The organism is Nonomuraea wenchangensis (assembly GCF_900111685.1).
GTDB classification, from domain to species: Bacteria; Actinomycetota; Actinomycetes; order Streptosporangiales; family Streptosporangiaceae; genus Nonomuraea; species Nonomuraea wenchangensis.
In genome coordinates this window covers 209,090-224,687 of record NZ_FOHX01000007.1, presented here as the reverse complement: position 1 = coordinate 224,687, position 15,598 = coordinate 209,090, and the positions used below count along the sequence as shown (strand labels likewise).

The following is a 15,598-nucleotide window of genomic DNA, read 5'->3' as shown; positions in this document are numbered from 1 at the left end:
TCAAGGCGGGGCCCGGCCCCTTCGCCGGTTCAGGCCGGGGTGAAGCGGAGCGTGAACGTCGCGGGGCGGGCGTACAGGTCGTAGCGCGGCAGCGGGCCGGGGCCGCAGGTGGCCGTGCCGATGCCCTGGTGGGCGAGGTCCAGGTGCAGGTGGACGCGGTCGCCTGGCGTCAAGTCGGGGCGGTGCCGGGCGGCGGCCAGCTCGGCGGTGCTCCAGCGGCGGGCGGTCAGCCCGAGGACCGGCTCGCCGGAGACGCGGAACGGGCCGAGGTCGGCCCAGCGGACCTCGGCGCGGTGGCCGTTCTCCTGCGGGCGGACGTACGGGGTCTGCAGCTCCTCGACCGTGGCGCTCCAGCGGCCGACGCGGGCGGCGAGACCGGTGTCGGGGTACGCCTCGCCGGGGCCGCGGCCGAACCAGGTGATCCGGTCCACGGCCGCGCCGGGCAGGGTCATGCTGAGCCCTAGGCGCGGGATCGGGTCGCTCCAGTCGCCCTCGGGCTCGACGTCCACGCGCAGCAGCAGCGCGCCGCCGGCGGCGGTCCACCGGTAGGTCGCCCGCATCCCGAGGTCGCCGGCGGCGGGGGCGACGCGGGTGCGTACGGTCAGCGTGTCGCCGTCCCGCTCGACGGCGTCCGTACGGTGGGTGAGGCGGTGCAGGCCCAGGGCCCGCCAGCGGGCTTCGAGGCCGCTGTAGCGGTCGTTGTCGGTGGGCGCCCGCCACAGGTCGAGCCGCGGCCCCTCCACCTCCACCCCGAACAGCCGCGTCAGCCGCCCGCCCGCGAACACGGTCCCCGGGAGGTCGGAGGCCGCGTCCGCCGGCGCGGGCGTCTCCGAGGGGAGGCGGGTCTGGGACCAGGCGACCTCGTGGCCCGCGGGGGCCCAGGGCTGGTCGGTGGCGAGCAGGGCGCGGACGGTCAGCCACCGCTCCCCCGGTCCCGCCGGCGCGCCGGGCAGCCGCACCTCGCCGCCGTCCGGCGGCACCTCCAGCGGGTGCTCGGCGACGGCCTCCCCCTCCACTTCAACGGTGGCGGTGAACCGCAGGTGGGACAGGTCGCGGAAGCCGTGGCCGTTGACGACCCGCGCAACCCCGCCCTCGAAAGTGATCCTGACCGGCTCGAACGCCTTCTTCAGGTCGAGCAGCCCCGGCGAGGGCGTACGGTCGGGGAAGACCAGCCCGTCGATGACGAAGTTGCCGTCGTGCAGCGGCTCGCCGAAGTCGCCTCCGTAGGCGTAGCCGTGGGCGGGATGCTCGAGCCCGTGGTCGATCCACTCCCAGACGAACCCGCCCGCGAGCCGCGGGTAGCGCTCGAACAGCTCCTGGTACTCGGCCAGCCCGCCGGGCCCGTTGCCCATGGCGTGGGCGTACTCGCACTGCAGGAACGGCATCGCGCGCCGCCGCGCGTCCAGCTCCGGATCGTCGAGCGGGTCCTCCTCGCCCCGGCCGATGGCCTCGACCTCGGCGTGGGAGGCGTACATGCGGGAGTACACGTCGGTGTGGGCGCACGAGCGGTCGCCCTCGTAGTGGAGGGGCCTGGACGGGTCGCGCTCGCGCGTCCAGCCGGCCATGACGCCGAGGTTGCGGCCGACGCCGGCCTCGTTGCCGAGCGACCACATGACGACGCTCGGGTGGTTCTTGTCCCGCTCGACCATGCGGCGCATGCGGTCGAGCAGGGCGGCCTCGTAGCGGGGGTCGTCGGTGGGGTTGCCGCGCCAGCCGATGCGTTCGAAGCCGTGCGTCTCGAGGTCGCACTCGTCGATCACCCACAGGCCCAGCTCGTCGCACAGGTCGAGGAAGGCGGGGTGGGGCGGGTAGTGGCTGGTGCGGACGGCGTTGACGTTGTGCCGTTTCATCAGCAGCACGTCCTCGCGCATGGTCTCGCGGGTGACGGCGCGGCCCCGCCGGGGGTCGAACTCGTGCCGGTTGACGCCCTTGAGCAGCAGCGGGCGGCCGTTGGCGAGGAGCACGCCGTCCTCGATGGAGACGGTGCGGAAGCCGACGCGCAGCCGTACGGTCTCCTCGGGGAAGGTGACGGTCGCGTCGTACAGGCGCGGGGTCTCGGCCGTCCACGGCTCGGCCTCGACCTGGACCTCGACGCCCGGCTCCAGCCCGGAGACGCCGAGCTCGGGCAGGTCGAGCCGGCCGCCGGGCCCCTCGAAGCTGAGCCGGCCGTCGTGCGTGGCGTGCACGAACACGTCGGCCGCCGAGCAGGTGAGCGTGACCTCGCGGAAGATGCCGGGCAGCCACCACATGTCCTGGTCCTCCAGGTAGCTGGCGGCCGACCACTGGTGCACCCGCACGGCCAGCACGTTGCGGCCGGGACGCAGCCACGGGCCCGCGTCGAACTCGGCGGGCAGCCGGCTGCCGGTCCAGAAGCCCAGCTCGTGCCCGTTGAGCCAGACCCGGGCGAAGGAGTCGGCCCCCTCGAACCGCAGCCGGCCGCCGCTCCAGCCCTCGGGCAGGTCGAAGACGCGGCGGTGGTCGCCGGTGGGGTTCTCGTCCGGCACGTACGGCGGATCGACGGGGAACGGGTAGACGACGTTGGTGTACGCCGGGGCGCCGTGGCCGTGCAGCGGCCAGTGCGACGGCACGGGCAGCTCGGCCCAGCCGGAGTCGTCGTAGCCGGGGTCGGCGAAGTCCTCGGGCACGTCGGCCGCGGGCGACAGGCGGAAGCGCCACATGCCGTTGAGGTCGAGGGAGGGGGCGTCGGAGCGGAGGGCCGCGCGGGGCGCGAGCAGCCCGGAACCGGGGGCGAAAGTCACGAGTTCCATCGACGCGAGCCTAGAACGTCACGGACGTTTCGGGCAGTCGCCGATTTCATGGGGTGAGCCCCCGCCCGGAGGCGGGGGCTCGGTGGAACGGGGACCGTCGCGTCAGGCGGCGGCCCTGGCGGTCAGGGACACCGTGGCCTGGCGGGTGACGCCGTTGACCGTGACGGCGACCGTCACCTGCCCCTTGCGCAGCGCGGTCAGCGTCCCGGTGGCCGGGTCGAGGACGGCGACGTGCCACGGCTTGGCCGCGCCGCGCGCCCCGACGTGCAGGTTCGGCGAGCCGGACCACGACGCCGACGCCGGGTAGGCGGCGGGCACGGTCCGCGTCCCCTGCTTGACCACGGCGCTCACCTGCGCGGGCGTGCCGACCGCGACGCTGCCGGGCGCGGTGAGGATGAGCTCGTCCACGTGCGGCCGGACCTGCGTGCCGATCCAGCCGGGCGCGTCCACGAACCAGTTGCGCCGCACGTGCTCGGCCTCGGCCCGGGTGACCGGGTCGACGCCCCACAGCGACCAGCCGGTGAACCCGCCGTCGTCGGCGGCGGTGGCGGGGTTCTTGCCGGAGTTGCCGTTGATGAAGTACGGGACCGCGTCCACGTGCGAGGCGTGGAAGGTGCCCACGTGCGCCCCGATGTAGGCGGCGCCCTTGCCGGTCTCGCGCTGGAAGTCGGCGAGCCAGCCCTCGACCAGCGCGGCCTCCTTGCGGTCGCCGAGCTGGCTGCCCTTGCCGGGCGTGGGGTCGCGCGGCGGCACGTGGAACAGCACCGCGACCGAGCCGACGGAGCCGTCCTTCGCGGCCTTGTCCAGCTCGGCGCGGAGCGCCGCGACCTGGTCGTAGCCGCCGCCCCGCAGGGTGAGCCTGGAGGTGTCCAGCGTGATGAACCGGGTGCCCTTGTGGTCGAACGTCCGGTACGTCACCCCGAACGCGTTCCTGAAGTTGGCGATGTCGCCGCCCATGACCTCGTGGTTGCCGGGGACGTAGTAGTAGGGCAGCTCGCCGCCCAGCTCCTCGTCCAGCACCCGCTTGGCCAGCGCGAAGTCGTCCGGCGAGGCCTCGTCCACCAGGTCGCCGTTGATGACGAGGAAGTCCGGCCGGGCGGCCTTGATCTCGCGCAGCGTGCGGCGGGCGTTCCTGACGATGTCGCTGTCGGGGTCCCTGGCGACGAACTGCGCGTCGGACATGACCGCGAAGCGCCACGGCATCTCCGCCACCGACGCCTTGACCACGGGGTCGGCGATCCTGGGCGCGGGCGGGGCGGTCACGGTCGGCGGCACCTTGGCGACGAGCCCGTCGATGAGGATCTCGTTGTTGTACTTGGCGTCCGCCTTGGTCTCGGCGACGTAGAAGCGCCTCAGCTTGAGCGGGTAGTTGACGCCCGCGGGCACGGCGAACTCGACGTACTGCCAGCCGGTCCACGTCATGTAAGGCCCGCGCAGGATCTGCGACTGCCCGAGCGCGTCGTAGAACTCCAGGCTCGGCCACTCGCCCTTGCCGGTGGAGTGGATCCACAGGCCGAACGCCTGGGGCTGCCCGTCCACCACGAGCTGCTGCGGCGGGCTGGCGTAGGCGGCGCGGGTGGCGGTGGAGGTGGTGAAGTCGTAGGACAGCTTCAGCGCGTTCCCGCTCCGCCCGGGGGCGGCCGACAGCGAGCCGGTGGCGCGAGCCGCGGCGAACGTCCACGAGGCCGCGTCCTCGAAGTCGGCGACCGGCTTCTCCTCGAACCCGACGGTCACCGGCACGGCGGTGGTGATCTTGCCGACCTTGGCGGTGATCAGGCCGGAGCCGGTGGTCTTCTTCGCCTTGACGGTGAAGAAGCCGTGCTCGGCCGGGGTGACCTCCAGCAGGGCGCGGTCGTAGTCGAGGGTGAGGTCGGCGGGCTCGACGGGGGCGGAGTTGCCGTTGCGGTCGTAGCCGACGACGCCGAACGTGGCGCTGCCGTCGGCGCCGGAGATGCCGAGCCGGTCGGCGGTGGCGCCGAGCCGTTCCAGCGGCTGGAGCACGGTCAGCTCGATGGTGCCCTTGGCGGCGCCGCGCGAGGCGGTGACGGTGGTCTGGCCGGGCACGAGGGCGTGGAACGTGCCGTCGCGTACGACGCCGTGCACGGCGGGCTGGGCCCGCCAGGACGGGGCGCCGGCGGCGGGGCCGTAGGTCTCGTCGTAGCCGGCGGCGGTGAGCTTCCTGGTGAGACCGGGGAAGACCCGGTCGGGGCGGCCGCCCGCGACGGGGCCGACGCCGGGCGCCTTGGCCGGGTCGCTCGCGGTCTCCAGCCAGAAGCCCTTGAGCTTGCCGCTGCCCTCGGGCGCGTACAGGGCCAGGCCGTTCGGCACGTGCCGCTCGCCGCCGTCGGACGGGCTGTTCTCGACCTGCACCGCGGCCGAGCCCGGCTCGCGGGCGAGCAGGGTGGAGGAGCCGCCGCCGTCGAGGTTGAGCGCGTTCGCGGCGCCGAGGTCGGCCATCATGGCGGCCAGCTCGTTGAGCGTGACGCCGCGGCTGTCGGCCTGCCGGCCGTCCACGGTGAGCAGGTGCATCGTGCGGCCGTCGGCGGAGAAGCCGACGGCGGTGCGCGGGTGGGCGGCCGGGTCGGTGCTGTTCTGCACGACGCCGTCCTTGAGCAGCACCCAGTTGCCGCCGACGGCGGCCTGGACGGCGCCGCCGTCGTCCGGCTTGGGCCGGTACGTGACGTCCACGCGGTCGCCCGCCTTGAGCGCGGCCACGGCGGCGGCCCCCGCGTCGCGGCCGAGCAGGACGGTGGTGCCGGCGGGGATCGGCCCGGCGCCGGCGGCGTTCCTTACCTCGGTGACGACGCCGTCCACCAGGACGGCCTCGGCGACGGCGGTGGCGCCCTCGACGGCGCGGGCCCGCGTGTAGGAGCCCCACAGCGGCGTGAACAGCCCGGTCCCGTCGCGCTGCACGATCTGGTTGAACTGGGTGAGCTTGATCGGCGTGCCGCCGGCGGGGGTCGCGGTGCCCTCGAAGTACATCTTCAGCACGCGGCCGACGCCCTCGCCGGTGACGGCGACGGCGTTCTCGTGCCCGGCGACGGGCGACTGGACGAGCGTGCCGTTCTGGACGCCGATGCCCTGGGCTGCGCCGGAGTTGTTGATGTCGAAGAAGTCGCCGTTGACGGCGGCGACGGCGCGGCTGCGGCCGGCGGGGCCGGACAGCGGCTCGGTCTTGGTCACCTCGCCGGAGAAGACGTAGTCGGCCCGGTTGCCGCCGCTGCCGCCGCCGAGCTCGGCGGTGAGGGCGTCGGCGCGCAGCCAGCCGAGCTCGTCGTAGGTGTCGAACGAGGTGAGCGAGATGCCGGGCGCGACCGGCCGGGTGCGCTTGGCGGTCTCGAGCCGCCGCTGCCCCGCGGCGGCGCGGGACAGCAGCGTGGACGGCGGCGGGTAGGACGACGCCTGGAGGGCGTCCTCTGCGGGGGGTGCGGGTTCGGCCTGCGCGGGCGCGGAGGTCAGGGCCAGGGGGCCTAACACGAGCGCGGCGGCGGCCAGCATTCGGAGGGTCTGCACGACCGAACTCAATCGCTCGCGGTTATAACTTTCAAGACCGAAGGGTGAACTAAAAGAAAATTTCAGATCTTGGGAGGTCCGCTCAGGCGGGCGCCTTGATCCGGACCAGCCGGTCGAAGGCCGCGTCGTAGGAGGGTTCGAGCCAGTAGTCGGAGTGCCGGCGGGCCTCCGGCAGCGGCTCGCCGAGCGCGGGCCGGCGCGGGTCCCAGCAGTGGCGGTCCACCGGATCGTCGCTGACCGGGCCGTGGGAGACGACGGCGATCGGGTCGAGCCGCCGAAAGACCGGGCCGCCGATGGGGTCGCTCAGCCGGAAGAGGTTGTGCCAGGGCACCGCGGCCCGGACCGCCGCCAGCCCCTCGCCGCCGAACCAGGCGGGGAAGAAGGCCGAGTACAGGCGGCGCAGCGGCGAACCGTGGGTGAGCAGCGCGACCCGCCGCCGCAGCTCGGGCCTGAGCTGCAGCACCAGCGCGGCGGCGATGACGCTGCCCTGACTGTGGCCGGAGATGATCACCTGGTCCTGGTCGGTGCGGGCCAGCCGGCCCACCCGCGCCGCCAGCTCGGGGACGACCCGCTCGGCATAGCAGGGCGGGGCCAGCGGGTGAACGGCACGCGGCCAGAAGGTCGCGACGTCCCACAGGATGCCGACCGTCCTGCGCAGCCGGCCGTCGCGGTAGGCGCGCCGCCCGACCATCACCAGCCCCGCCGCGACGGCGACCAGCGCCCAGCTCCCGGCCGACGACAGGGCCCCGGCGAGGCCGCCCACCGGCGTGATCAGCCCGAGCCGGCCGGCCGCGGTCGCCGCCGCGACCCCGGCCACCCCGACGCCGGTCAGCACGCCCAGCACGAGCCCGGCGCGGTCGGTGAGCGCGGCGCAGCTCCAGACGGCGGCCACGGCCGGCGCGTTGCGCTCGCCGTAGTAGTGGGCCAGCCGCGGCGCCAGCCGGGCGCTCCCGGTGCGGCCGGCCCGCCACAGGACGGCGGCGACGGCGAGCGCGCCGAGCGCGAACAGCGGCACCAGGGCGGCCCGCCACCAGATCGTGTCGTCGAGGAAGAGCGTGCCCGGCAGCGGGTCGGGCGCGGCGAGCGCGGCGGGCTCGCCGAGGTAGTCGGCGGTCGAGAACAGCAGGCCGAGCGCGAGGACGTTCGCGCTGCCCGCGGCGAGCATGAGGGCGACCCAGGCGCCCAGCCCGCCGAGCGCGCGCCGCTCGACGGGGTCGTGGCCGCGCGGCCGGTCCATGACGGCGAGCGCGCCGACGGCGACCAGCAGGACCAGGCCGAGCCCGAGGACGAGCGCCTGCTGGAACGCGCCGGCGCCGACGCCGGGGAGCTGCCGCCCGGCCGCGCCCGGCCCCAGCCCTGCCAGGGCCGCGCAGCCGGTGGCGGCCAGCGTCAGCGCGGCGGCCGCCCGCAGCCCCTGGCACGACCAGGTGAGCCAGGCCGGCGCGGCGGCGCCGGTGTGCGGGTCGAGACGGCGGGCGATCGACGGCAGCACGGCCAGCACCGCGGCGGCGACCTGGACGGCGGCGTTGGCGACGGTCAGCGCGAGCCCGGCCCGGGTGGCGGCGAACGGCCCGGCCACCGCGAGCCCGACCGAGGCGGCCGCGAAGGAGACGTGCACCACGCGCAGCCGCCACACGGGCGCGCCGCCGTGCCAGAGGCGCGGCCGGGCCAGGAGGACCGGGGAGTGCGGCCCGCCGGGCGGGACGACGGTCTGCTCGTCGCGCCGCCAGGTGCGCCGCCCGAGCCACCACAGCAGCCCGACGACCAGCAGCGGCGCGAGCGCGGCGACGGCCAGCCGCCGCGACGGCTCCCCCGCCTGCGTCTCGGCCAGCCAGCGCGCGAAGGCGGGCGCGCCGTCGAGGGTGCAGGCGCGGCCGGGCGCGGTGCACTGCCAGCCGAACAGGTCGACGCTCGCCCGGGTGACCGCGCCGACCAGCGTGCCGGTCAGCAGCAGCGCGAACAGCCGCAGCACGGCCTCGGCCAGGTGGCGCAGCCACCTGCCGCGCGGCGGCCTGGGCAGCATGAAGTAGGCCAGGTTGACCAGCGAGAACGGCAGCAGCGGCAGCCACAGGGCGAGCGCCCGGCCGCCGGAGGTGAGCCCGCCCCAGGCGTAGGCCTCCCGGCGGCGCACGCCGGGCACGTCGGCGTCGCCGCCGGCCGGGCGGCCCTCGGGCCACCAGCGGCGGTAGAAGCCCGTGACGCCGTCGCCGGCCACCCGCCAGGGGTGCGGGTGGTGCAGGGTGGTCTGCGGCGGCGTGCCGTGCACGCCGTGCACGCGCAGCTCGGTGAGACCGCCGCAGGTGTCGTCGAGGAAGCCGTCCATGGCACCAGCATCCTGTACTGGCGCTTTCACGTACAGTGACTATTCCATGACGTTATGCAAGGAGGCTTTACGACTTCGTGGCGCCGGCCGTGAGACCGGTGACGAGGTGCCGCTGCACCAGCAGGAAGACCGCGCCGGCCGGGATGGCGATGAGCACCGCCGAGGCGGTCATCAGCCCCCAGTCCGACCAGTGCTGGCCGACGAACTGCTGCAGGCCCACGCCGAGCGTGCGCTTGTCCTCCTGCGACATGAACACCGTGGCGTAGCCGACCTCGCCCCAGGCGGTCATGAAGCAGTAGAACGCGGTCACCGCGATGCCGGGCCTGGCGAGCGGCAGCACCACCCGGCGGAACACCCCGAACGGCGTCAGCCCGTCCACCAGCCCCGCCTGGTCGATCTCGATCGGGACGGTGTCGAAGTAGCTCTTCATCATCCAGGCGCAGAACGGCACCGCGATCGTCATGTACGCGATGACCAGCCCCGGGATCTGGTTGAGCAGCCCGAGCCCGGCCATCAGGTTGTACAGCGGGACGATGAGGATGGCGACGGGGAACATCTGGGTGACCAGCAGCAGCCACATCACGCCCCGGTGGCCGGGGAAGCGGAAGCGGCTGACGGCGTAGCCGGTGGTGGCGGCCAGGAGGACGCCGGCCACCATGGTGAGGCCGGCGGTCAGCACGCTGTTGAGCAGCCAGCGCGGGAACTCGGTCGCGGTCAGCACGCGGGCGTAGTTGTCCAGCGAGGAGTCGTCGAACAGGCGCAGCTCGCTCGACAGCCAGCCGTCGCGCGGCTTCAGCGAGGTCAGCACCAGCCACACGACGGGGAACAGGCTGATCGCCACCGCGATCAGCAGGCCCGCGTGCAGGCCGATCGAGGCGAGGGCGCCGCGCTCGCCGCGCGGCCGGCCCCCGGATCGGTACGTGGTCACCAGGGATCTCCTTGCGAACGCAGCGTCCTTCTGTAGCCGAGGGCGAGCACGACCAGCATGAGCAGGATGATCACGCCCCAGGCGGCCGAGCCGGAGTAGTCGCGGATCCCGGTGAACGCCTCACGGAAGGCGTAGGTGACGAGGATCTCCGTCTCGCTGCCGGGGCCGCCCCGGGTGACGAGGAAGATGATGGGGAACATGTTGAACGTCCAGATGGTCCCGAGCAGGATCACCGTGGACGACACCTGACGCAGGCCGGGCAGCGTGATCGCGCGGAAGCGCTGCCAGGGCCCGGCGCCGTCCACCTCGGCGGCCTCGTACAGCTCCGCCGGGATCGACTGCAGGCCGCCGAGCAGGGCCACCATCATGAACGGCACGCCGATCCACACGTTGACGGCGATCACCGCGACCTTCGCCGTGACCGGGTCGTCGAGCCAGCCGACCGGGCCGAGCCCGGCCAGCTTCAGCATGCCGTTGATCACGCCGTAGTCGCTGTTGTAGAGGTAGCGCCAGACGAAGGCGGCCACGAACGCCGGCACCGCCCACGGCAGGATGAGCAGCACCCGGTAGACGGACCGGAAGCGCAGCTTCCTGTTGAGCATGACGGCGAGGGCCAGGCCGACGCCGTAGTGCAGGGCGACGCAGGCGACGGTCCAGATCACCGTCCAGAGGAGCTTGTCCCAGAACAGGTCGCTGGTGAGGATGCGCAGGTAGTTGTCCAGGCCGACGAACTCGTACGTGGAGGGGATGACGTTGACGCCGATGGTGCGGCCGATGTTGGCCTCGGTGGCGTCGGTCAGCGACAGGTACACCCCGCGCGCGAGCGGCCAGCCGATCAGCACCAGCATCACGGCCAGCACCGGCGCGACCATCGCCCACGCGTACCAGTGGGTGCCGAAGGAGCGCCGCAGCCGGCCGGGCACGGCACGGCGCCGGCCGCGGGCGTCCGCGGCCGGCGCGTTCCTGGTGGAGACCGCCACGGGTCAGCTCCAGTCCTTCATGATCCCGTGGTACTGCTCGCTCACCTTCTTGAGCATGTCCGCGGGGGCCGACTTGCCGCCGACGAGGTCCTGGTAGCCCTCCAGCAGCGGCTGGAAGAGCTGGCCGCCCTCCGGGATCCACGGCCGCGGCACCGCGGTGTCCATGATCGGCTTGAACACGGCGACGTCCTGGTTGCCCTGGACGTCGGGGTCGGCGTAGGCGGAGGTACGGGTCGGCAGCAGGCTGATCTCCTTGGCGATCTTCGCCTGGGCCTTCGCCGTCGTCATGAAGCGGACGAACTCGTACGCCGCCGGGATGTTCTTCGAGCCCGCGTAGATCGCCAGGTTCCAGCCGCCGGTGGGGGCCGCGGCCTTGACCGAGCCGGCCGGCACGGGGGCGATGCCGAGGTTCGCCTTGTCCTGGAACTCCTTGCCCTGGTAGATCTCCGACAGCGCCCACGGGCCGTTGTAGATCATCGCGGCCTTGCCCTCTTTCAGGGCGGTCATGGCGTTGGCGTAGCTCTCCGTGGTCGCGGGCTTGGCGGCGGCGCCGGAGCTGATGAGGTCGGCGACGGTCTGCATGGCCTGCACGTTCGCCGGGGAGTCGACGACGATCTTCTTGTTCTGGACGTCGAGGAGGTCGCCGCCCTCGCCGTACATGAAGGGGAGCAGGAAGTAGGAGTCGACGTTGAGCGCGAGCCCCTGAGCGCCGGTCTTGGCCTTGACGTCGAGCGCGGTCTGCTTCAGCTCGGCGACGGTCTTCGGCGGCTCCTCGTGGCCGGCCTCCTTGAGCAGCCGCTTGTTGTAGATGAGCGCGAGGGTGTCGGTCACCTGGGGGACGGCGTAGGTCTTGCCGTTGTACTTGGTGCTGCTCAACGGGCCCGGCAGGAAGTCGTCCGGCTGGTCCACCGCCCGGCTGCCGTCCAGCGGCTGCAGGTAGCCGAGCGAGGCGAACTGCGAGGTCCAGGCCACCTCGGAGCGGATCACGTCGGGCGCCCCGCTGCCCGCCTGGGCGGCGGTCTGGAACTGGTTCTGCGCCTGGTCCGAAGGCACGTTCACATATTTGACCTTGATGCCGGGATAGGCGGCCTCGAACTCCTTGATGAGGGCCTGGAACGTGGGGCCCTCGCTGTCGGGCCGGGTCGTGTCCCACCAGGTCACCTCACCGGTGATCTTCGCGGGGTCGGCGGCGGAGGTCGCGGGGGCGGCCGGCTCGCCTCCGCCTCCGCTCCCGCCGCAGGCGGCGACCGCCAGCGTCAGGCTCGCAAGGACGGTCGCGGCAGGTAAGAGTCGTCGCATGTCCTTCTCCTCACAGGTGGATCGGAGGGGGAGTCAGCCGGAGGTTACGCCGACGCGCGGCGCTCGGGTAGGGGCGTCCGTCAGGATTCTGCAAGTTGTTACATCCGCTGGGCCCCACATTTCTGAAATTTCCCGAAAGATTTGCAGGAGGTGTGAGGTGGGGCGGCTGTACGGCGGGACGGGAATCGCGTAAGCAAGGCAGAGATGAAGGACCTGCTGGTGGTGCACTACCGACGCGCCGACCCCGGCGGCTGGGGGCTGCACGTGTGGGGCGACGTGGCGGAGCCGGTCGCGTGGGACGCGCCGGTCCCGCTGGCGGGCGAGGACGCCTACGGGCGCTTCGCCTGGATCCCGCTGCGGCCGGGCGCCCGCCGCGTCGGTGTGCTCCCCCACCGCGGCGACACCGCCGACGGCGGCGGGCACCTCGTGGACCCCGCGTGGAATCCCGAGATCTGGCTGGACGAGGGCCGGGACGAGGTGTTCGGCTCGCGGGCCGCCGCCGACGGGCACGCCGTCATCCACTATCGGCGGCCGGACGGCTCGTACGACGGATGGGGCCTGCACCTGTGGGGCGAGGCGGTCGCCGAACCCGCGCTCACCGACTGGGCGCGGCCCCGGCCGCCGGACGGCGTGGACTCCTTCGGGGCGTGGTGGCGGGTGCCGCTGCGCGACCCGGCCGCCGCCCTGCACTTCGTGGTGCACGCGGGGCCGGTCAAGGATCCCGGGCCCGATCAGCGGATCGTTCCGGCGGAGCAGCCGGAGGCGTACGTGGACGCCGGCTCGCCCCACCTCCACCCGACCCGGGCCGCCGCGGACGGCGTGCTCGTGCTCCACTACCGCGGGCCACACGACGACGACCGCAATGACCTCGACGGGCCGACGCTTCACCCCGCGGACGGCGCGCCCGTACGCCCCTCCGGGTGGGACTCCTTCGGTGCGATCTTCCGCGTGCCGCTGCCGCCCGCCACCCGGACCCTCCGCTACACCCTCCACCCGGACCCCGCCGCCGCCACCCCCGGCGAGTGGTGGACGGTGGAGACGGGGCTCATCGGGCATGAGGTGTGGCGGGTGGCGGGGACGGCGGGGCACATCCTGCCGCGGCCCCCTGCCCCGGACGCCGACCTGCGGCACTGCCTGGCGCACTGGATCGACCGCGAGACCGTCCTCTGGCAGACGCCCGGCTCGCTCCGCCACGCCCTGGTCTTCAGCCCCGGCGCCACCCTCGCCTTCGACGACCCCGGAGGCCCCGGCGACCCCGACGGTCACGGCGGCGCGGCGGGGGTCCTGCGGCTCTCGCCCGGCGAGCTGACCGACGAGCAGCGCCGTGCCTGGCCGCATCTGGCCGGGTACACCGCGCTCAAGGTGGACCCGCGCGACGCCGCCCTGGCCCCCGAGGCCCTGCGCGGCCAGGTGGCGGCGGTGGCCAGGGACGAGGAGGGCAGGCTGGTCGCGGCGACGGGCGTGCAGCTCCCCGGCGTCCTCGACGACCTGTACGCCGCGGCCGCCACCGCCCCGCTCGGCCCGTCCGGCCGCCTGCGCCCGCGCCTCGCCCTGTGGGCGCCCACCGCCAGGAAGGTCGAGCTGGTCCTGTACGGCAGAGGCGGGCGCACCGTCCACCGCATGCGCCGCGACGACACGACCGGCGTGTGGTCGGCGCACGGCCGGCCGTCGTGGATGGGCCGCGACTACACCTTCCTCGTCACCGTCTACTCCCCCGCCGCCGGCCGGATGGTGACCAGCGAGGTCACGGACCCGTACAGCCTGGCCACGGCCCCGGACGGGGTGCGGAGCCGCCTCGTCAGGCTCGGCGCCGCAGCCTGCAAGCCGCCCGGCTGGGACGCCCTGGCCAAGCCCGCCCCCGTGCCGCCGCACCGGGCCGTCATCTACGAGCTGCACGTACGCGACTTCTCCGCCTCCGACGCCACCGTCCCGGAGGAGCTGCGCGGCACGTACGCGGCCTTCACCCGCGACTCCGACGGGACGCGGGAGCTGCGGGCCCTCGCCGCCGACGGCGTCACCCACGTGCACCTGCTGCCGGTCTTCGACCTGGCCACGGTGCCCGAGCGCCGCGAGGACCGCGTCGAGCCGGACTGCGACCTGGCCGCCATGCCGCCCGACTCCGAGCGGCAGCAGGAGTGCGTGGCCCGCACCGCGGCCACCGACTCCTTCAACTGGGGCTACGACCCGCTGCACTACACGGTGCCGGAGGGCTCGTACGCGACCGACCCCGACGACCGGATCCGGCAGTTCCGCGCCATGGTCGCCGCGCTCAACCGGGCCGGGCTGCGCGTGGTCATGGACGTGGTCTACAACCACACGCACACGGAGTCGGTGCTCGGCCCGATCGTGCCCGGCTACTACCACCGCCTGCTCGCCGACGGTTCGGTGGCGACCTCCACCTGCTGCGCCAACACCGCACCCGAGCACCGGATGATGGGCCGGCTCGTGGTGGACTCCGTCGTCACCTGGGCCAGGCAGTACAAGATCGACGGGTTCCGGTTCGACCTCATGGGTCACCATCCGAAGGACAACATCCTGGCCGTACGCCGCGCGCTCGACGCGCTCACCCCCGAGGCCGACGGCGTGGACGGCCGTTCGATCATCCTGTACGGCGAGGGCTGGAACTTCGGCGAGGTCGCCGACGGCGCCCGCTTCCCGCAGGCCACGAAGGAGGGCATGGCCGGCACCGGCGTCGCCACGTTCGCCGACGCCCCGCGGGACGCGGTGCGGGGCGGCGGGCCGTTCGACGCCGATCCTCGGGCGCAGGGCTTCGGCTCAGGGCTGGCCGGCGCGCCCAACGGCAGCCCCGCCAACGGCGACCCCGAGCACCAGCGGGCGTGGCTGGCCCGCTGCACCGACCTCATCAGGATCGGCCTGACGGGCAGCCTGCGCGACTACGTGCTGCCGTCCGGCCTCACCGGCGGGGAGATCTGCCACAACGGCGCCCCCGCCGGGTACGCCCGCGACCCCGGCGAGAGCGTGGTGTACGTGGACGCGCACGACAACGAGACGTTGTTCGACGCGCTGGCGTACAAGCTGGCCCCGGGGACGTCCATGGCGGACCGGGTGCGCATGCAGGTGCTGTCGCTGGCCGTGCCGCTGCTGTCGCAGGGGGCGGCGTTCGTGCACGCGGGCAGCGAGCGGCTGCGCTCGAAGTCCTTCGACCGCAACTCCTACGACTCCGGCGACTGGTTCAACCGGCTGCTGTGGGACTGCTCGCTGGGCAACGGGTTCGGCGGCGGCCTGCCGCCGCGGGCCGACAACGAGGTGCGCTGGCCGTACGCCCGCCCGCTGCTGGCCGATCCGGCGCTGCGGCCGGGCTGCGAGGCGATCGGCGCGGCCCGCGCCCGGGTCGGGGAGCTGCTGCGGATCCGCTCCTCGACGCCGGCGTTCGCGCTCGGGTCGGGCGAGAAGGTGCGGCGGCGGCTGTCGTTCCCCGCCGCGCCGGACGGCGTCATCGTCATGCACGTGGACACGGCCGGGATCGATCCGCGCTGGAGCGCGGTGACGGCCGTGCTGAACGCGACTCCGTACGAGCTGGCGCTGCCGGTGACGGCGCCGGCCGGGCAGGAGCCCGCGCTGCATCCGGTGCTGGCGGCCTCGGCGGATCCGGTGGTCCGCAGGTCGGCGTTCGACCGGGCGAGCGGCACGCTCACCGTACCGGGGCGTACGGTGGCCGTCTTCGTCACGCCCTGAGGACGTTTTGCCGTTCCGGCTCCGGGCAGCGGGCGCATGAACGGACGAAAGGTACACGGTCCTATACAGATCGCTGGAAATGCCGGAACTC

Annotated in this window: 7 protein-coding genes; 1 reads left to right on the top strand and 6 read right to left on the bottom strand. The window is 73.9% G+C overall.

Annotated features, from left to right (window positions below; all coding sequences use genetic code 11):
- Positions 1-29: 29 nt before the first annotated feature.
- From BMW85_RS22605 to BMW85_RS22580, 6 genes are all read right to left on the bottom strand, one after another.
- The gene (locus BMW85_RS22605; protein WP_091084618.1) at positions 30-2,768 is read right to left on the bottom strand and encodes a glycoside hydrolase family 2 TIM barrel-domain containing protein; all 2,739 of its coding nucleotides are present in this window, start codon (positions 2,766-2,768) and stop codon (positions 30-32) included.
- Positions 2,769-2,870: 102 nt separating this feature from the next.
- On the bottom strand, positions 2,871-6,281 hold the full coding sequence (locus BMW85_RS22600) for a phosphodiester glycosidase family protein (protein WP_245775002.1): 3,411 nt from the start codon (positions 6,279-6,281) through the stop codon (positions 2,871-2,873).
- 82 nt (positions 6,282-6,363) lie between these two features.
- Complete coding sequence (locus BMW85_RS22595; RefSeq protein WP_091084614.1) at positions 6,364-8,604, bottom strand: hypothetical protein; 2,241 nt, start codon at positions 8,602-8,604, stop codon at positions 6,364-6,366.
- A 67-nt stretch (positions 8,605-8,671) separates the two neighbouring features.
- Entirely contained in the window at positions 8,672-9,532 is an 861-nt protein-coding gene (locus tag BMW85_RS22590; RefSeq protein ID WP_091084612.1) for a sugar ABC transporter permease, read from the bottom strand.
- Entirely contained in the window at positions 9,529-10,512 is a 984-nt protein-coding gene (locus BMW85_RS22585; protein ID WP_091084610.1) for a carbohydrate ABC transporter permease, read from the bottom strand. The genes BMW85_RS22590 and BMW85_RS22585 overlap by 4 nt, the downstream gene beginning before the upstream one ends.
- Positions 10,513-10,515: 3 nt before the next feature.
- The gene (locus BMW85_RS22580) at positions 10,516-11,811 is read right to left on the bottom strand and encodes an extracellular solute-binding protein (protein WP_091084608.1); all 1,296 of its coding nucleotides are present in this window, start codon (positions 11,809-11,811) and stop codon (positions 10,516-10,518) included.
- Positions 11,812-12,015: 204 nt separating this feature from the next.
- On the opposite strand from BMW85_RS22580, the gene pulA reads away from it, so the two are divergent.
- Complete coding sequence (pulA, locus tag BMW85_RS22575) at positions 12,016-15,507, top strand: pullulanase-type alpha-1,6-glucosidase (RefSeq protein WP_091084605.1); 3,492 nt, start codon at positions 12,016-12,018, stop codon at positions 15,505-15,507.
- Positions 15,508-15,598: the final 91 nt, after the last annotated feature.

What these genes read in the sequence shown, in the direction of transcription:
- BMW85_RS22605 (WP_091084618.1), bottom strand. Translation starts at nt 2,768, where the DNA reads ATGGAACTCGTGACTTTCGCCCCCGGTTCCGGGCTGCTCGCGCCCCGC.
- BMW85_RS22580 (WP_091084608.1), bottom strand. Translation starts at nt 11,811, where the DNA reads ATGCGACGACTCTTACCTGCCGCGACCGTCCTTGCGAGCCTGACGCTG.
- pulA (WP_091084605.1), top strand. Translation starts at nt 12,016, where the DNA reads ATGAAGGACCTGCTGGTGGTGCACTACCGACGCGCCGACCCCGGCGGC.
- BMW85_RS22595 (WP_091084614.1), bottom strand. Translation starts at nt 8,604, where the DNA reads ATGGACGGCTTCCTCGACGACACCTGCGGCGGTCTCACCGAGCTGCGC.